Here is a 17113-nt window from a genome sequence, read left to right as displayed (position 1 = left end):
ACCATTGTTGAGGTCAAATTCGCCCGGTCCCGCGCCCGGAGGCGCGGGACGGACAGGAGAGGGGTCGCTACCCGCCCAGCCGCTCACCCTGAGCGATCCGCACCCCGCGCGCCCAGTCGGCCCCGGGCATCGGCCGCTTGCCCTGCGGCCGCACCCACGTCAGCTCCACCGCGTGGCTGCCCGTGCCCACGTATACGGCCTTCTTGGTGACGGCGAGCTCGCCGGGCGCCAGGTCCGTACGGTCCGTCACCAGCGCCGCCGCGTTCACCTTCAGCCGCTCACCGCGGAAGGCGGTCCACGCCCCCGGCGCGGGGGCACAGCCCCGCACCAGCCGGTCGACGCGCAGCGCGGGCGCGGCCCAGTCGATCTCGGCGTCCTCGACGTTGATCTTCGGGGCGAGCGAAACGCCCTCGGCGGGCTGCGGCTCGGCGCGCAGGGTGCCGTCCTCGATGCCGTCCATGGTGGCGGCCAGCAGCCCGGCCCCGGCCAGGGACAGCCGCGTCAGCAGATCGCCGCTGGTGTCCGTGGGCCGTACGTCCTCCGTCACCACCCCGTACACCGGGCCGGAATCCAGGCCCTCCTCGATCAGGAAGGTCGACGCGCCGGTCACCTCGTCGCCCGCCAGCACCGCGTGCTGCACGGGCGCCGCGCCGCGCCAGGCGGGCAGCAGCGAGAAGTGCAGATTGACCCATCCGTGCGCGGGAATCTCCAGCGCCGCCTTGGGCAGCAGCGCGCCGTACGCGACCACCGGGCAGCAGTCCGGCGCGATCTCGCGGAGCCGGTCCAGGAACTCCGGATCGCGCGGCTTGGCCGGCTTCAGCACCTCGATCCCCGCCTCCGCCGCCCGCTCGGCGACCGGGCTTGCCACCAGCCGCCGACCGCGCCCGGCCGGTGCGTCCGGCCGGGTGACGACGGCCACCACCTCATGCCGGTCGGACGCGATCAGCGCGTCCAGGGCGGGCAGGGCGACCTCGGGAGTACCGGCGAAGACGAGCCTCATGGGTGGCGAACTACCTCTCACGCGCAGCGGGAACAGCGCACCAGTCTAGGACCTGTCGTCAAAGGGGGCGCCCTGCTCCCGACGCCTGGCACGCCACCTCGCTGCGTTGTCGCATCGCCCGAGTACGCCCAGTACGAGGGCGACGCTCCGCCTTGCGAGGCACCGCACCAGACGCCGCTCGCGGCCGGACGCCCCCTTTGACGACAGGCCCTAGGCGCCGCGCTCCGGGGGGGCGTACGAAAGCGGTGGCGCACGCCCCCGGACCGTGACCCGACGGGCAGGTGTCGCGTTGGTCAAGGCAGTCAAGGCAGATTGACCGCGTCGGGCCGCTGCGGCGGCCCGACGCGTTTCCGACTTCCCGTCCGCTGTCTTCGAGTACCAACTGTCTTCGAGTACCAACGCCGGATTCGAGAGGCTTGTTCATGGCCGACCACGCAACCCACGACGCCCAGGCACGGGCCAGCCTGCACCTCCTGGTCCGGGACATCGAGCGGGTCCGCCGACAGGTGGACGCGCTGCGCACGCTCACCGCCCAGCTCGGCAATGTCTACCGCCCACGGCGCACGGGCCCGTCCGCGGGCTTCGTCGTCTACGGGCGCGCCCCGGCCCCCACCGTGCGCCTCGCCCAGGAGCTGCGGGACAGCGTCGAGACACTGGTCACGGCCGCCGTGGACTTCGACCGCTCGCTCGGCTTCTCCTGGGACGCGGTGGGCTCGGCACTCGGCGTCACCAAGCAGGCGGTGCACCGCCGTTACGGGGCGCGCCGGGCCGCCGCGCAGAGCGCCGCCGCCGAGGGCACCGAGGCGCCGCCGGTGCGCACGGCGGAGCCGGGAGCCGTGCCGTCGGTGCCCGCGGCGCGCTCAATGCCGCCGCAGCCCGCCCCGGCGCTGCGCGAGGAGCCCCGCCCGGGTGCGCTGCCCAACCCGCGCAACGGCTGAACGGGCGCAACTGGCTGAGCAGACAAGGCAGTTGAGCAGGCGCACCGGCCGCAGCCCGGCTCGTCCGAGGCCCGACGCGTCCGAAGCCCGACTCAGCACTCAGCCGATGTCGAACGGATCGATCCGCACCGCCGGATCCTTCTCGCCCCGGGCCAGCCGCTGCGCCTTCGCCGCCTTGACCGCGGCCGCGAGCGCGCTGCCCTGTCCGGGGCGTACCCGCAGCAGCGCCCGCTGCCACTCCTCCCCCGGCGGCGGCTGACCGGGGCGGCGGGGGCGGCCGGGCTCCGTCAGGGGCAGCGGGACCGGGCCCAGGGTCTCGGTGCCCTCCGGCAGCGGGGCCGCGGCGATCAGTTCGGCCACCGCCTCGGCGGGGCCGGCGACCGAGGCCATCCGGGAGACCGGCGGAAAGCCCAGCTGGGCCCGCTCGGCCAGCTCCCGCGCCGCGTAACCGGCCGGGTCCCAGCGCACCAGCGCCTGCACCGGCCGCTGCGTCGGCTCGGCCGTCACCACGACAAGACCGCCGTCCCCCTGGCCCCGTACCAGCGCCGCCGCGTCCAGCCAGCGGCGCAGCGCCTCCTCGCCCGCGCGCAGATCGGGGCGGCCGAGCAGGGCCCAGCCGTCGAGCAGCAGCGCCGCCGCGTATCCGCCGTCGGCGACCGGTTCGGCGCCCGGGGTGCTGACGACGAGCGCGGGACGGTCCGGCACCCGGTCCAGCACATGGTCGCGCCCGGACGTCCGTACCGGCACGGCCGGGAAGGCCCGGCCCAGCTCCTCGGCGGTGCGCCGGGCGCCGACGATCCGCGCCCGCAGCCGTACGCCCCCGCACTCGGCGCAGTGCCAGGAGGTCTCGGCCCGGCCGCACCAGCCGCACGCCAGCCGGTCCGCGTCCCGGGCCTCCAGGGGCCCGGCGCAGTGCGCGCAGCGGGCGGGCGCTCGGCAGCGCTCGCAGGCCAGCCGGGGTACGTACCCCCGGCGCGGCACCTGCACCAGCACCGGGCCCCGGGTCAGCGCGTCCCGTACGGTCTGCCAGGCGAGCGTGGGCAGCCGGGCGGCGCGCGCCTCGGCGTCCCGGGCCACCTCGCCCTCGTCGACCGTACGGATCAGCGGGGCCGCGGCCCGCACCTGCTCGCGGTCGGCCTCCAGGGGCCTGGCCCAGCCGTTCTCGACGAGCTGGGCGGCCTCCACGGTGCGGCCGAGGTCGCCCAGCAGAAACCCCGTCCGCTCGTGGACGGCGCGCAGCAGCAGGACGTCGCGGGCGTGCGGCTGCGGTGCGTGGTCGTCGCTGTGGCTCTGGTCGCCGTCGTCCCAGATCCCCACCAGCCCCAGGCCCCTGACGGGCGCGAACATGGCCGCCCGGGTGCCCACCACGGCCCGCACCGAGCCCCGGCTGACGGCCAGCCACCGCCGGTAGCGCTCCTCCGGCCCGAGGTCAGCGGTGAGCAGCACATGCCGCCCCGCCCCGCCGAGCACTTCGGTGAGCGCCGCGTCGACCCGCGCGGCCGTCCGCCCGTCGGGGACGACGACGAGCGCGCCGCGCCCCGAGGCGAGGGTGGCGGCCACCGCGACGGCCCATTCGCGCGGCCAGTGCGGTCCGGGCAGCGCGGTCCACACCGCCCGCGGTATCCCGCCGCCCGCGAGCGCGTCCAGAAACCCGGGCCCGGCCGGATAGCGCTCCCAGCTCCCGGCCGCGGGCGCCCCCGGCGGCGGCAGCGGCGGCGCGGACGGCTCGCCCTCGGCCCGTACGTTCCGCTTGGGCACGGCCAGCTGGAGTACGTCCGCGAGCGATCCCGCGTACCGGTCGGCGACCGCCCGGCACAGCGCGAGCAGCCCGGGCCCCAGCACCGGCTCCGGCGAGACCACCTGCGCGACGGCCGCCAGCGGCCCCCGGTAGTCGGATTCGGCGACCCGCTCGACGATGTACCCGTCGAGCAGCCCCCCGCCCTCCCGGCGCCCCTCGCGCACCTTCCCCGTACCGGCCCCGAACCGGACCCGCACCCGCACACCCGGTTTGGCCTCGGCGTCCATCTCGGCGGGCACCGCGTAGTCCCACAGCTTGTCCAGGTGCACCGGGCCCTTGTCCACCAGCACCTTGGCGACCGGCAGCTCCCGCGCCAGCGCGGCCCCCCGCCACGTCCGCGGCTTGGCCTTCGGCGCCTTGGCCTTGCGCACGCTCTCCCGAATGAGCGCAAGCTGCTCGCCACCCGGCTCCCCCGCCGCGGGCTCCGGCCGCCCGTTGTCGCTGCTCACAGCTTCAGTCTTAGCAGACGACACGGACACCGGCCCGGGCTTGCCCCTTTCATCAGGGCGCCCGGGCCGGTGTCCGATTCGTACAGGGGGCCTTACAGACCCACGGCCGTGCGGAGCGCGTCCACGCGGTCGGTCCGCTCCCAGGTGAAGTCCTCAAGCTCGCGGCCGAAGTGGCCGTACGCGGCCGTCTCGGCGTAGATCGGGCGCAGCAGGTCCAGATCGCGGATGATCGCGGCCGGGCGGAGGTCGAAGACCTCGGAGATGGCCTGCTCGATCTTCTCGGGGTCGACCGTGGCCGTGCCGAAGGTCTCGACGAACAGGCCGACCGGTTCGGCCTTGCCGATCGCGTAGGCGACCTGGACCTCGCAGCGCGCGGCCAGGCCGGCCGCGACGACGTTCTTGGCGACCCAGCGCATCGCGTACGCCGCGGAGCGGTCGACCTTGGACGGGTCCTTGCCGGAGAAGGCGCCGCCGCCGTGGCGGGCCATGCCGCCATAGGTGTCGATGATGATCTTCCGCCCGGTGAGACCGGCGTCGCCCATGGGGCCGCCGATCTCGAACCGTCCGGTGGGGTTGACCAGCAGGCGGTAGCCCTCGGTGTCCAGCTTGATGCCGTCCTCGACGAGCCCGTTCAGGACGTGCTCGACCACGAACTCCCGGATGTCCGGTGCCAGCAGCGAGTCGAGGTCGATGTCGGAGGCGTGCTGCGAGGAGACGACCACGGTGTCCAGGCGGACCGGCTTGTTGCCGTCGTACTCGATGGTGACCTGCGTCTTGCCGTCCGGGCGCAGGTAGGGGATGGTCCCGTTCTTGCGCACCTCGGACAGGCGGCGGGAGAGCCGGTGGGCCAGGTTGATCGGGAGCGGCATCAGCTCGGGGGTCTCGTCGCAGGCGAAGCCGAACATCAGGCCCTGGTCGCCCGCGCCCTGCTTGTCCAGCTCGTCGTCATCACCCTCGACCCGGGCCTCGTACGCCGCGTCGACACCCTGCGCGATGTCCGGGGACTGGGAGCCGATCGACACCGAGACGCCGCACGAGGCTCCGTCGAAGCCCTTCTTCGACGAGTCGTAGCCGATCTCGAGGATCTTGTTGCGCACGAGCGTGGCGATCGGTGCGTACGCCTTGGTCGTCACCTCACCGGCCACATGCACCAGGCCGGTGGTGATCAGTGTCTCGACGGCGACCCGGGAGGTCGGGTCCTCCTTCAACAGCGCGTCGAGGATGGTGTCGCTGATCTGGTCAGCGATCTTGTCGGGATGACCCTCGGTGACAGATTCCGAGGTGAACAGGCGGCGGGACACATCGCTCCCTGGGGTTGCAGCGGCTGCTGGCTGATCATGGTTGGGACCGCTCGAGAGCTGCGCTCGGTGCGGTTCCTCGGCCAGTTTATCCGGCACGGTCACCGGTCGAGCATCCCCGTCCCACAGGGCGGGCAGGCCGTGACGTGGAACATACCTCTCTCTGACCGGAAAATCAGCCTTGTCAGGGAGGCAGGAAAGTGTCATTCCCTCCGTTGGCCCGATGGTGACCGATCAGCGGGCCCGACGTCTGCCGGGCAACGCGCCGATCGGCCGGACCGCACCGGGCGCCGATCAGCCGAGGCGGCGGGCGACCAGGTCCCAGACCGTGTCGGCCAGGACCTCCTTGGGCCCGTACGGCACCGGCGTCTCGGTGCCGTCGGCCGCCAGGACGACGGCCTCGTTGGTCTCCGAGCCGAAGGTCTTGTGCTCCCCCACCTCGTTGACGACCAGCAGGTCACAGCCCTTGCGGGCGAGCTTGGCGCGTCCGTTGGCGAGCACGTCGTCGGTTTCGGCGGCGAAGCCCACGATGACCTGGCCGGGGTGGGCGCGGTCGGCGGAGATCTCGGCGAGCACGTCCGGGTTGCGGACCAGCACGATCGGGTCGGGCTCGTGTCCGTCCCGCTTCTTGATCTTTCCCTCCGCGTAGGTCGCGGGCCGGAAGTCGGCGACTGCCGCGGCCATCACCACGGCGTCGGCGTCCGCGGCGGCCTTGACCACCGCCTCGCGCAGCTGCACCGCGGTGCCCACCCGCACCACATCGGCGCCGGCCGGGTCGGGCAGCTCGCTGTTGGCCGAGACCAAGGTCACCCGGGCGCCGCGGGCGACGGCGGCCCGGGCGAGGGCGTAGCCCTGCTTGCCGGTGGAGCGGTTGCCGAGGAAGCGCACCGGGTCCAGGGGCTCACGGGTGCCGCCGGCGCTCACCACGACATGGCGTCCGGCCAGGTCGAGGCGGCGCTCCTCGGTGCCGCGGGCGAGCACCCGGCGGCAGACCTCGAAGATCTCGCCGGGCTCGGGCAGCCGCCCCTTGCCGGTGTCCACGCCGGTCAGCCGCCCGACGGCGGGCTCGATGACGACGGCCCCGCGGCGGCGCAGCGTGGCGACGTTCTCCTGGGTGGCCGGGTGCTCCCACATCTCGGTGTGCATGGCGGGCGCGAAGACGACCGGACATCGGGCGGTGAGCAGGGTGTTGGTGAGCAGGTCGCCGGCGAGGCCGTGGGCGGCCTTGGCGAGCAGGTCGGCGGTGGCGGGGGCGACCACGACGAGGTCGGCGGACTGGCCGATGCGTACGTGCGGGACCTCGTGGACGGAGTCCCAGACCTCGGTGGTGACGGGGTTGCCGGACAGGGCCGACCAGGTCGCCGCCCCGACGAAGTGCAGCGCGGAGTCGGTCGGTACGACCCGTACCTCATGGCCGGATTCGGTGAGGCGGCGCAGCAGCTCGCACGCCTTGTAGGCGGCGATCCCGCCGCTCACCCCCAGGACGACCTTCGGCTTGTCCATCGCTCGCCTCTCCGCGCGCCGCGTCGCGCGCTGCCCCGTCACGTATGTACCCATGACACACCACGGGCCCGGCGGCCATGCCGCCGGGCCCGTGGTCGGAGTTCCGACTACTGCGCCGGGGCCTCGATGGCCTCGGAGGTCAGCAGGCCGGCGTTGATCTCGCGGAGCGCGATCGACAGCGGCTTCTCGTGGACGTGGGTGTCCACCAGCGGGCCGACGTACTCGAGCAGGCCCTCGCCGAGCTGCGAGTAGTACGCGTTGATCTGACGGGCGCGCTTGGCCGCGTAGATCACCAGGCTGTACTTGGAGTCGGTGGCCTCGAGCAGCTCATCAATCGGCGGGTTGATGATGCCCTCGGGCGCGGTGATGGGAGAGGACACTCTCTGCCTTCCGAACGGGTGATGAAGAGATGAGAAATTCGATCAGCATTCGTTCTATGGTGACCGGCGCTTCGGCCGAGACCGGCGCAATGAAACCAGTGAAGATCAAACCACTCGCATCAAGGTTAGCAGCTCTTGCGCCACGTCCTCGACGGAGGTATTGACCAGGGTCGTATCGAACTCGGGCTCGGCGGCCAGCTCGGTCCTGGCGGCCTCCAGCCTCCGCTCGATCACCTCGGGCGGCTCGGTCCCCCGGCCGGTGAGCCGGCGCACCAGCTCCTCCCAGCTCGGCGGAGCGAGGAAGACCAGCTGCGCCTCCGGCATGGAGTCGCGAACCTGACGGGCGCCCTGCAGATCGATCTCCAGCAGCACCGACTCACCCGCGGCGAGGCGGTTCTGGACCGCCTCGCGCGGGGTGCCGTAGCGGTTGCCCGCGAACTCGGCCCACTCCAGCAGCTCACCGTTGGCGATGAGCTTGTCGAATTCCCCGTCGTCCACGAAGAAGTACTGAACACCGTGGCGCTCGCCGGGGCGCGGCTTGCGGGTGGTGGCCGAGACCGAGAGCCACACCTCAGGGTGTGCCTTGCGCATATGAGCGACGACCGTGCTCTTGCCGACCCCGGAAGGGCCGGAGAGCACGGTCAGCCGCGGACGTGCGTCCGGGGGTACGGGGGTCGCCCCGCGGGAGTGTGCTGCCATGCAGCGATTATCCAGGTTCCCCGGAGTGCCTGGAAACGTCAGCCGGCGGCGCCGCCGAACTCACGCTCAAGCGATGCGATCTGGTTGGAGCCCAGACCGCGGACACGACGGCTCTCGGAAATGCCGAGCCGCTCCATGATCTGCTTGGCGCGGACCTTGCCGACGCCAGGCAGGGACTCCAGGAGAGCGGACACCTTCATCTTGCCGATGACATCGTTCTCCTGGCCCTGCTTGATGACCTCGTGCAGGGAAGCGCCGGAGTGCTTGAGTCGATTCTTGACCTCGGCGCGCTCCCGGCGAGCCGCGGCGGCCTTTTCGAGCGCGGCTGCGCGCTGTTCAGGGGTAAGGGGCGGAAGAGCCACGCCTACGTCACCTCGGATGTCGAACTTGTCGGATACGGACCGGTGAGGAACCTAGTCGCCCCTCACCTGCGGAGCAACGCGCAACGCAGCTGCGCGTTGGCTCTGGTCGGAGACTAGCGGCCGATCCCGCTCCAGTCAGCGAGAACAGACGAAAAGTCCTGGTCAGACTCGCTCGACTTGGACATTTAGGGGCAAAATACCCTGCTTATTCGGCCACAGCGCGCACTTGATCAGCCATTCGGAGCGCCGCCGAGGCGAGCGAAGCCGGGTCCGGACCGTGCCGGAGCACCCCTCGGCTGACGCTCGGGACCACATTCCGCACCGCCGCGCCGAAGACTCCCGGAAGGTCCGCGGGCGTCGCGCCCTGGGCGCCGATGCCCGGAGCCAGCAGCGGGCCGCCGATCGCCAGATCCGCCCCGGCCTCCGCCGCCGCGCCCCCCAGCGTCGCCCCGACGACCGCGCCGTACGAGCCGAGCCGGCCCGCGCGGGCCTCCTCCGCGTTCTCCGCCTTGAGGTGATCCAGCACCGTGGCGGCGACCGTCGCCCCGTCGGCCCGTACGGCGTGCTGCACCTCGGCGCCCTCCGGGTTGGAGGTCAGCGCCAGTACGAACACCCCCGCCCCGCTCGCCCGCGCCGCGTCCAGCGCCGGGCGCAGCGAGCCGAAGCCCAGGTACGGGCTGACGGTGACCGCGTCCGAGAACAGCGGGCTGCCGGGGTCCAGGTAGGCCGAGGCGTACGCGGCCATCGTGGAGCCGATGTCGCCGCGCTTGGCGTCCATCAGCACCAGCGCGCCCGCGGCCCGGGCGTCCGCGACGGCCCGCTCCAGCACCGCGATACCGCGCGAGCCGAAGCGCTCGAAGAACGCGGACTGCGGCTTGAGGACCGCGACCTTGTCGGCGAGGGCGTCGACAACCGTACGGGTGAACCGCTCCAGGCCCGCGATGTCGTCCCCGAGCCCCCAGTCGGCGAGCAGCGAGGCGTGCGGGTCGATGCCGACGCAGAGCGGGCCGCGGGCGTCCATGGCGCCGCGCAGGCGCGCACCGAAGGGGGTCATGCGTTCTCCTTGTCAGCCTTGTGGGCTTCACCAGCGTCGTCGGCCTTGCGGGCCTCGGCGCCGATCGCGTCGGCGAGCGTGGCGTACGGGCTTGCCGCGAGGCGGGCCGCGAGGCCGCGGTGGATGCGGCGGCTCCAGAACGGGCCCGCGTAGATGAAGCCGCTGTAGCCCTGGACCAGCGTGGCCCCGGCCAGGATCCGCTCCCAGGCGTCGTCGGCGGTCTCGATCCCGCCCACGCCCACCAGCGTGATCCGGTCGCCGACCCGGGCGTACAGGCGGCGCAGCACCTCCAGGGAGCGGGCCCTCAGGGGCGCCCCCGACAGACCGCCGGTCTCGGCGGTGAGCTCCGGTCCCGAGGCGAGGCCGAGGCCGTCGCGGGCGATGGTGGTGTTGGTGGCGATGATGCCGTCCAGGCCCAGTTCGACCGCGAGGTCGGCGGCCGCGTCCACGTCCTCGTCGGCGAGATCGGGCGCGATCTTGACCAGAAGCGGCACCCGGCGGCCGGGGACGGTGCGGTCCGCGGCCTCGCGTACAGCGCTCAGCAGGGGCCGCAGCTGGTCCACGGCCTGGAGGTTGCGCAGCCCGGGGGTGTTGGGCGAGGAGACGTTGACGACGAGGTAGTCGGCGTGGCCGGCCAGCCGCTCGGTGGAGGTCACATAGTCGGCGACGGCTTCCGCCTCAGGGACGACCTTGGTCTTGCCGATGTTGACGCCGACCGTGGTCCGGAACGCGGGGCGGCCGGCGCGGCGGGCCGCGAGGCGGGCGGCCACCACCGCCGAGCCCTCGTTGTTGAAGCCCATCCGGTTGATCAGCGCCCGGTCCGCGACCAGGCGGAAGAGCCGCTTCTTGGGGTTGCCGGGCTGCGGCTGGGCGGTGACGGTGCCGATCTCGACATGGTCGAAGCCGAGCATGGCCATGCCGTCGACGCCGACGGCGTTCTTGTCGAATCCGGCCGCGAGCCCGAAGGGCCCGTGCATGCGCAGGCCGAACGCCTCGGTGCGCAGCGCCCGGTGGCGCGGCGCGAGGAGGGCCGCCACGAAGGTCCGCAGGACCGGAACGCGGGCGGCCAGCCGGATCCAGCCGAAGGCCAGGTGGTGTGCCCGCTCCGGGTCCATATGGCGGAAGACGAGACGGAAGAAGAGCTGGTACATGGCGGGCTTTCTGCGACAGTGAGGGCCAAGACGGCGAGGACCAAGGCGTGCGGGCCAGGGGCGGACACGGAGCAGCGGGCGCCGGGGCGGGTGCCCCGGCGCCCCCTCCGCTACTGCGCGCGGGCCGCGGTCAAATGCTCCGCGTGCTCCTGCAGCGACCGGACGCCGACCTCGCCCCGGCCCAGCGCCTCGATGCCCTGGACGGCGGCCGCGAGGGCCTGGACCGTGGTCAGGCAGGGGACGGAGCGGGCCACGGCCGCCGTACGGATGTCGTAGCCGTCCAGCCGGCCGCCGGTACCGTACGGCGTGTTGACGATCAGGTCGACCCCGCCGTCGTGGATGAGCTGGACGATGGTCTTCTCACCGTTCGGCCCCTCGCCCTCGCTCTGCTTGCGCACCACGGTCGCGTTGATGCCGTTGCGCTTGAGGACCTCGGCGGTACCGGAGGTGGCCAGCAGCTCGAAGCCGAGGGCGACCAGTTCACGGGCCGGGAAGATCATCGAGCGCTTGTCGCGGTTGGCGACGGATACGAACGCCCGGCCCTTGGTGGGCAGCGCCCCGTACGCCCCGGCCTGCGACTTGGCGTACGCCGCGCCGAAGACCGAGTCGATGCCCATGACCTCGCCGGTGGAGCGCATCTCCGGGCCGAGGACGGTGTCCACGCCGCGCCCCGACGCGTCGCGGAACCGGCTCCACGGCATCACGGCCTCCTTGACGGAGATCGGCGCGTCCAGCGGGAGCGTGCCGCCGTCGCCGCCGCTCGGCAGCAGGCCCTCGGCGCGCAGCTCGGCGATGGTCGCGCCCAGCGAGATACGGGCGGCGGCCTTGGCGAGCGGCACGGCGGTGGCCTTGGAGGTGAAGGGGACCGTACGGGAGGCGCGCGGGTTCGCCTCCAGGACGTACAGGATGTCCCCGGCCATGGCGAACTGGATGTTGATCAGCCCGCGCACCCCGACGCCGCGTGCGATGGCCTCGGTGGAGGACCGCAGCCGCTTGATGTCGAAGCCGCCGAGGGTGATCGGGGGCAGCGCGCAGGCCGAGTCGCCGGAGTGGATACCGGCCTCCTCGATGTGCTCCATGACGCCGCCGAGGTAGAGCTCATGGCCGTCGTAGAGCGCGTCCACGTCGATCTCGATGGCGTCGTCGAGGAAGCGGTCGATGAGGACCGGGTGCTCGGAGATCAGCCCGGCGTGCCGCTCCAGATAGGCGGCCAGGGACGGCTCGTCGTAGACGATCTCCATGCCGCGGCCGCCCAGCACGTACGAGGGGCGGACCATGACCGGGTAGCCGATCTCGGCGGCGATGCCCTTGGCCTCCGCGAAGGAGAAGGCGGTGCCGTACTTGGGCGCGGGCAGCCCGGCCTCGGTCAGCACCCGGCCGAAGGCGCCGCGCTCCTCGGCGAGGTTGATCGCCTCGGGCGAGGTGCCGACGACCGGCACGCCGTTGTCCTTGAGCGCCTGGGCCAGGCCCAGCGGGGTCTGGCCGCCGAGCTGGACGATGACGCCCGCGACCGGGCCCGCCTGCTGCTCGGCGTGGACGATCTCCAGCACGTCCTCCAGGGTGAGCGGCTCGAAGTAGAGCCGGTCGGAGGTGTCGTAGTCGGTGGAGACGGTCTCCGGGTTGCAGTTGACCATGACGGTCTCGTAGCCCGCGTCGTGCAGCGCGAAGGAGGCGTGCACACACGAGTAGTCGAACTCGATGCCCTGGCCGATCCGGTTGGGGCCCGAGCCCAGGATGATCACTGCGGGCTTCTCACGCGGCGCGACCTCGGACTCCTCGTCGTAGGAGGAGTAGAAGTACGGGGTCTTGGCGGCGAACTCGGCGGCGCAGGTGTCCACGGTCTTGTAGACGGGGCGCACGCCCAGCGCATGGCGCACCTCGCGGACCACGTCCTCGCGCAGCGAGCGGATGGCCGCGATCTGGGCGTCGGAGAAGCCGTGCCGCTTGGCCTCGGCCAGCAACTCGGGCTCCAGCTTCTCGGCGGCCGCGAGCTCGTCGGCGATCTCCTTGATCAGGAAGAGCTGGTCGACGAACCACGGGTCGATCTTCGTCGCCTCGAAGACCTCCTCCTGGGTGGCGCCCGCCCGGATGGCCTGCATGACCGTGTTGATCCGGCCGTCGGTCGGGCGCCGGGCCTCGTCCAGCAGGGCGGCCTTGTCGCCGGGCTCGCCGACGAACGAGAACTGGCTGCCCTTCTTCTCCAGCGAGCGCAGCGCCTTCTGCAGCGCCTCGGTGAAGTTACGGCCGATCGCCATGGCCTCGCCGACCGACTTCATGGTGGTGGTGAGGGTGGAGTCGGCGCTCGGGAACTTCTCGAAGGCGAACCGCGGGGCCTTGACGACCACATAGTCGAGCGTCGGCTCGAAGGAGGCCGGGGTCTCCTGCGTGATGTCGTTCGGGATCTCGTCGAGGGTGTAGCCGACGGCGAGCTTGGCCGCGATCTTGGCGATCGGGAAGCCGGTCGCCTTGGACGCCAGGGCCGAGGAGCGCGAGACGCGCGGGTTCATCTCGATGACGATGACCCGGCCGTCGTCGGGGTTGACCGCGAACTGGATGTTGCAGCCGCCGGTGTCGACGCCGACCTCGCGGATGACGGCGATGCCGATGTCGCGCAGCACCTGGTACTCGCGGTCGGTGAGCGTCATCGCGGGCGCGACGGTGATCGAGTCACCGGTGTGCACGCCCATCGGGTCGAAGTTCTCGATGGAGCAGACGACCACGACGTTGTCGTGCTTGTCGCGCATCAGCTCCAGCTCGTACTCCTTCCAGCCGAGGATGGACTCTTCGAGCAGCACCTCGGTGGTCGGCGAGAGCGTCAGGCCCTGGCCGGCGATGCGGCGCAGTTCCTCCTCGTCGTGGGCGAAGCCGGAGCCGGCGCCGCCCATGGTGAAGGAGGGGCGTACGACGACGGGGTAGCCGCCGAGCTGGTCGACGCCGGCGAGGACGTCGTCCATGGAGTGGCAGATGACCGAGCGGGCGGACTCGCCGTGGCCGATCTTGGTGCGGACGGCCTCGACGACGTCCTTGAACAGGTCGCGGTCCTCGCCCTTGTGGATGGCCTCGACGTTGGCGCCGATCAGCTCGACGCCGTACTTCTCGAGCGTGCCCGCCTCGTGCAGGGAGATCGCGGTGTTGAGCGCGGTCTGCCCGCCCAGGGTGGGCAGCAGCGCGTCGGGGCGCTCCTTGGCGATGATCTTCTCGACGAACTCCGGGGTGATCGGCTCGACGTACGTCGCGTCGGCGATCTCCGGGTCGGTCATGATCGTGGCCGGGTTGGAGTTGACCAGGACGACCCGCAGCCCCTCCGCCCGTAGGACGCGGCAGGCTTGGGTGCCGGAGTAGTCGAATTCGGCGGCCTGGCCGATGACGATCGGGCCGGAGCCGATGACCAGAACGGACTGGATGTCGGTGCGCTTAGGCACGCTGGCCCTCCATCAGGGAGACAAAGCGGTCGAACAGGTAGGCCGCGTCGTGCGGACCCGCGGCGGCCTCGGGGTGGTACTGGACGCTGAACGCGGGGCGGTCGAGCAGCTGAAGGCCCTCGACCACGTTGTCGTTGAGGCACACATGGGAGACCACGACCTGCCCGTACGGGGTGTCGGAAGGCCCGTCCAGCGGGGCGTCGACGGCGAAGCCGTGGTTGTGCGCGGTGACCTCGACCTTGCCGGTGGTGCGGTCCTGCACCGGCTGGTTGATGCCGCGGTGACCGTACTTGAGCTTGTACGTGCCGAAGCCGAGCGCGCGGCCGAGGATCTGGTTGCCGAAGCAGATGCCGAACAGCGGGGTGGAGCGCTCCAGGACCGCCCGCATCACGGAGACCGGGTGGTCGGCGGTGGCCGGGTCGCCCGGGCCGTTGGAGAAGAACACCCCGTCGGGCTTGACGGCGTAGACGTCCTCGACGGTGGCGGTCGCGGGCAGGACGTGCACCTCGATGCCGCGCTCGGCCATCCGGTGCGGGGTCATGCCCTTGATGCCGAGGTCGACCGCGGCGACGGTGAACCGCTTGGTACCGATCGCGGGCACGACATAACGCTCCGTGGTGGCGACCTCACCGCTCAGGTCCGCGCCCTTCATCTCGGGCACGGCCCGCACCTTGGCCAGCAGCGCGGCCTCATCGGCGATCTGCTGCCCGGAGAAGATGCCGACGCGCATGGCGCCGCGCTCGCGCAGATGGCGGGTGAGGGCGCGGGTGTCGATACCGCTGATGCCGACCACGCCCTGGGCGGCCAGCTCCTCGTCCAGGGAGCGGCGCGAGCGCCAGTTGGAGGGCACCCGGGCGGGGTCGCGGACCACATAGCCCGAGACCCAGATCCGCTTCGACTCCGGGTCCTCGTCGTTGACGCCGGTGTTGCCGACGTGCGGGGCGGTCATGACGACGACCTGGCGGTGGTACGAGGGGTCGGTCAGGGTCTCCTGGTAGCCGGTCATACCGGTGGAGAACACCGCCTCGCCGAAGGTCTCCCCCACGGCGCCGTAGGCCCGGCCGCGGAAGGTGCGGCCGTCCTCCAGGACGAGGACTGCGGGGCTCTCGGCCCCCCTGTTGGAGGTGGTCATCGTGCGCCTTCCGTGTCGTGCGAGGTGGCGGCCGCTTCGCTGGGGCCGCCGGAGAGTTCGGTGAGGGCGTCCACCCACGCGGTGTGCTCGGCCGCGTGGTCGGAGCGGAAGCCGGAGTCGATCAGGCGGTCGCCCAGCTGCCAGGTGATCACCAGCAGGCCGCCCTCGGTGAGGACCTTGCCGGCGATGCCCTTGTCGAGCCGGGCGCCGCGCAGGCCCGCGGCCGGGATGAAGAAGTCGCTTGCCCCGGGCCGTACGACGGCCAGGCCCTGCTCGGTCAGGGTGAGCTCGGCGCGGCTGCGGGTGCCGAGTCCCTGGGCGACGATCCGGTCGAGCCACTGCCCGGCGGTGGTCGAACCGTGGTAGCGGCCGGAGAGGTGCAGCCGGGCGGGCCCGAGCTCCGCCGGGTCCGGGGCCTGGGGCAGCTCGGGCAGATCGCCCTGGAGCGTGCCCCGCCACTTCCATCCCTCGCGCATCAGCCAGTAGACGAGCGCGATGACGAGCAGCAGGCCCACGACCCAGCCGACGCGCGCGGCCCAGTCCGTCACGTCCTGCGACTTCTGCTCGGCCGCCAGGCCCACCAGGTGGCCCGCCGCCGGATGTGTCAGGTTGCTCAGACTGCTCAGAGGTGTCACGCCAGTTTCCCGTCCACGACCGTCGCCCGGCCCCGCAGGAAGGTGTACGTCACTCGGCCCGGCAGTTCACGGCCCTCGTAGGGGGTGTTGCGGCTGCGGGAGGCGAAGCCCGCGGGGTTCACCACACCACGGTATGCGGAGTCGAGCAGGGTGAGGTTGGCGGGCTCCCCCGGGGCGATGGGGCGCCCGTGGCCGGCCAGGCGGCCGATGGCCGAGGGGCGGTGCGACATCCGGTCGGCGACGCCCGCCCAGTCCAGCAGGCCGGTGTCGACCATGGTGTGCTGGACGACGGAGAGCGCGGTCTCCAGGCCGACCATGCCCATGGCCGCCGCGCCCCACTCGCAGTCCTTGTCCTCGTGCGGATGCGGGGCGTGGTCGGTGGCGACGCAGTCGATGGTGCCGTCGGCCAGTGCCTCGCGCAGCGCCATGACGTCGGCCTCGGTGCGCAGCGGCGGGTTCACCTTGTAGACGGGGTTGTAGGAGCGTACGAGCTCGTCGGTGAGCAGCAGGTGGTGCGGGGTGACCTCGGCGGTCACGTTCCACCCCTTGGACTTGGCCCAGCGGACGATCTCGACCGAGCCCGCGGTGGACAGGTGGCAGATGTGCACCCGGGAGCCGACGTGGGCGGCGAGCAGCACATCGCGGGCGATGATCGACTCCTCGGCGACGGCCGGCCAGCCGCCGAGCCCGAGCTCGGCGGAGACCACGCCCTCGTTCATCTGGGCGCCCTCGGTCAGCCGCGGCTCCTGGGCGTGCTGGGCGATGACGCCGTCGAACGCCTTCACGTACTCCAGGGCGCGGCGCATGATCACGGCGTCGTCCACGCACTTGCCGTCGTCGGAGAAGACCCGCACGCCCGCGGCCGAGTCGTTCATGGCGCCCAGCTCGGCGAGCTTCTTGCCCTCCAGACCGACGGTGACGGCGCCGACGGGCTGCACATCGCAGTAGCCGGACTCCTTGCCCAGCCGCCACACCTGCTCGACGACGCCCGCGGTGTCGGCGACCGGGAAGGTGTTGGCCATGGCGTGGACGGCGGTGTAGCCGCCGGCGGCGGCCGCGCGGGTGCCGGTGTGGACGGTCTCGGAGTCCTCGCGGCCGGGCTCGCGCAGATGGGTGTGGAGGTCGACGAGGCCGGGCAGCAGGATCTGCCCCGTGGCGTCGATCACGGTCGCGTCGCCCGCGTCGATGCCGGTGCCGACGGCGGCGATCCGCTCGCCCTCGATCAGCACGTCCCGCGGCTCGCCGCCGAGGACCTTCGCACCGCGGAGGAGGGTCTTGTGGGTGTCGCTCAT

At 72.3% G+C, this 17113-nt stretch carries 14 protein-coding genes; 1 reads left to right on the top strand and 13 read right to left on the bottom strand.

All coding sequences use genetic code 11. From position 1 onward, the window contains the following. Positions 1 to 67 precede the first annotated feature (67 nt). On the bottom strand, positions 68 to 1000 hold the full coding sequence (gene fmt / locus ACFV2X_RS30115; protein ID WP_385622338.1) for a methionyl-tRNA formyltransferase: 933 nt from the start codon (positions 998 to 1000) through the stop codon (positions 68 to 70). A 422-nt stretch (positions 1001 to 1422) separates the two neighbouring features. On the opposite strand from fmt, the gene ACFV2X_RS30110 reads away from it, so the two are divergent. Further along, positions 1423 to 1938, top strand: coding sequence for a hypothetical protein (locus ACFV2X_RS30110; RefSeq protein ID WP_385622335.1), 516 nt, complete (start codon positions 1423 to 1425; stop codon positions 1936 to 1938). A 99-nt stretch (positions 1939 to 2037) separates the two neighbouring features. Here ACFV2X_RS30110 and ACFV2X_RS30105 read toward each other — a convergent pair whose 3' ends face one another. The 12 genes from ACFV2X_RS30105 to ACFV2X_RS30050 form a co-directional block, all read right to left on the bottom strand. After that, a complete protein-coding gene (locus ACFV2X_RS30105; RefSeq protein ID WP_385622332.1) occupies positions 2038 to 4185 on the bottom strand; it encodes a primosomal protein N' in 2148 nt (715 codons plus the stop codon). 92 nt (positions 4186 to 4277) lie between these two features. Further along, positions 4278 to 5486 carry a methionine adenosyltransferase gene (gene metK, locus ACFV2X_RS30100; RefSeq protein ID WP_385622329.1) on the bottom strand — a complete coding sequence of 403 codons (1209 nt, stop codon included), beginning with the start codon at positions 5484 to 5486 and terminating at the stop codon, positions 4278 to 4280. Positions 5487 to 5777: 291 nt separating this feature from the next. Beyond that, positions 5778 to 6986: a bifunctional phosphopantothenoylcysteine decarboxylase/phosphopantothenate--cysteine ligase CoaBC gene (gene coaBC / locus ACFV2X_RS30095; RefSeq protein WP_385622327.1), complete on the bottom strand. Its 1209-nt coding sequence runs from the start codon at positions 6984 to 6986 to the stop codon at positions 5778 to 5780. Between the two features lie 107 nt (positions 6987 to 7093). Beyond that, positions 7094 to 7366, bottom strand: a complete 273-nt coding sequence (gene rpoZ, locus ACFV2X_RS30090) for a DNA-directed RNA polymerase subunit omega (RefSeq protein ID WP_014174956.1) — start codon at positions 7364 to 7366, stop codon at positions 7094 to 7096. A gap of 105 nt (positions 7367 to 7471) precedes the next feature. Continuing rightward, positions 7472 to 8065, bottom strand: coding sequence for a guanylate kinase (gene gmk, locus ACFV2X_RS30085; protein ID WP_358642459.1), 594 nt, complete (start codon positions 8063 to 8065; stop codon positions 7472 to 7474). A gap of 38 nt (positions 8066 to 8103) precedes the next feature. Next, a complete protein-coding gene (locus tag ACFV2X_RS30080) occupies positions 8104 to 8427 on the bottom strand; it encodes an integration host factor (RefSeq protein ID WP_009713618.1) in 324 nt (107 codons plus the stop codon). 205 nt (positions 8428 to 8632) lie between these two features. Beyond that, on the bottom strand, positions 8633 to 9481 hold the full coding sequence (gene pyrF, locus ACFV2X_RS30075) for an orotidine-5'-phosphate decarboxylase (RefSeq protein WP_385622321.1): 849 nt from the start codon (positions 9479 to 9481) through the stop codon (positions 8633 to 8635). Then, a complete protein-coding gene (locus ACFV2X_RS30070) occupies positions 9478 to 10632 on the bottom strand; it encodes a quinone-dependent dihydroorotate dehydrogenase (RefSeq protein ID WP_385622317.1) in 1155 nt (384 codons plus the stop codon). Before ACFV2X_RS30070 ends, pyrF begins: the two co-directional genes overlap by 4 nt. A 110-nt stretch (positions 10633 to 10742) precedes the next feature. After that, on the bottom strand, positions 10743 to 14054 hold the full coding sequence (carB, locus tag ACFV2X_RS30065; protein WP_385622314.1) for a carbamoyl-phosphate synthase large subunit: 3312 nt from the start codon (positions 14052 to 14054) through the stop codon (positions 10743 to 10745). Continuing rightward, positions 14047 to 15186 (bottom strand): glutamine-hydrolyzing carbamoyl-phosphate synthase small subunit, encoded by a 1140-nt coding sequence (gene carA, locus ACFV2X_RS30060; protein WP_385622311.1) that lies wholly within the window; start codon positions 15184 to 15186, stop codon positions 14047 to 14049. Before carA ends, carB begins: the two co-directional genes overlap by 8 nt. After that, positions 15183 to 15821 (bottom strand): hypothetical protein, encoded by a 639-nt coding sequence (locus tag ACFV2X_RS30055; RefSeq protein WP_385622308.1) that lies wholly within the window; start codon positions 15819 to 15821, stop codon positions 15183 to 15185. The genes carA and ACFV2X_RS30055 overlap by 4 nt, the downstream gene beginning before the upstream one ends. Continuing rightward, a complete protein-coding gene (locus tag ACFV2X_RS30050; RefSeq protein ID WP_358642470.1) occupies positions 15818 to 17113 on the bottom strand; it encodes a dihydroorotase in 1296 nt (431 codons plus the stop codon). Before ACFV2X_RS30050 ends, ACFV2X_RS30055 begins: the two co-directional genes overlap by 4 nt.

Source organism: Streptomyces sp. NPDC059679, from assembly GCF_042734105.1.
GTDB lineage: Bacteria > Actinomycetota > Actinomycetes > Streptomycetales > Streptomycetaceae > Streptomyces.
The sequence above is the reverse complement of the archived record's forward strand: the minus strand, read 5'-3'. Positions and strand labels throughout refer to the sequence as shown.

What these genes read in the sequence shown, in the direction of transcription:
- pyrF (WP_385622321.1), bottom strand. Translation starts at nt 9,481, where the DNA reads ATGACCCCCTTCGGTGCGCGCCTGCGCGGCGCCATGGACGCCCGCGGC.
- fmt (WP_385622338.1), bottom strand. Translation starts at nt 1,000, where the DNA reads ATGAGGCTCGTCTTCGCCGGTACTCCCGAGGTCGCCCTGCCCGCCCTG.
- carA (WP_385622311.1), bottom strand. Translation starts at nt 15,186, where the DNA reads ATGACCACCTCCAACAGGGGGGCCGAGAGCCCCGCAGTCCTCGTCCTG.
- coaBC (WP_385622327.1), bottom strand. Translation starts at nt 6,986, where the DNA reads ATGGACAAGCCGAAGGTCGTCCTGGGGGTGAGCGGCGGGATCGCCGCC.
- ACFV2X_RS30070 (WP_385622317.1), bottom strand. Translation starts at nt 10,632, where the DNA reads ATGTACCAGCTCTTCTTCCGTCTCGTCTTCCGCCATATGGACCCGGAG.
- ACFV2X_RS30050 (WP_358642470.1), bottom strand. Translation starts at nt 17,113, where the DNA reads ATGAGCGACACCCACAAGACCCTCCTCCGCGGTGCGAAGGTCCTCGGC.
- ACFV2X_RS30110 (WP_385622335.1), top strand. Translation starts at nt 1,423, where the DNA reads ATGGCCGACCACGCAACCCACGACGCCCAGGCACGGGCCAGCCTGCAC.
- gmk (WP_358642459.1), bottom strand. Translation starts at nt 8,065, where the DNA reads ATGGCAGCACACTCCCGCGGGGCGACCCCCGTACCCCCGGACGCACGT.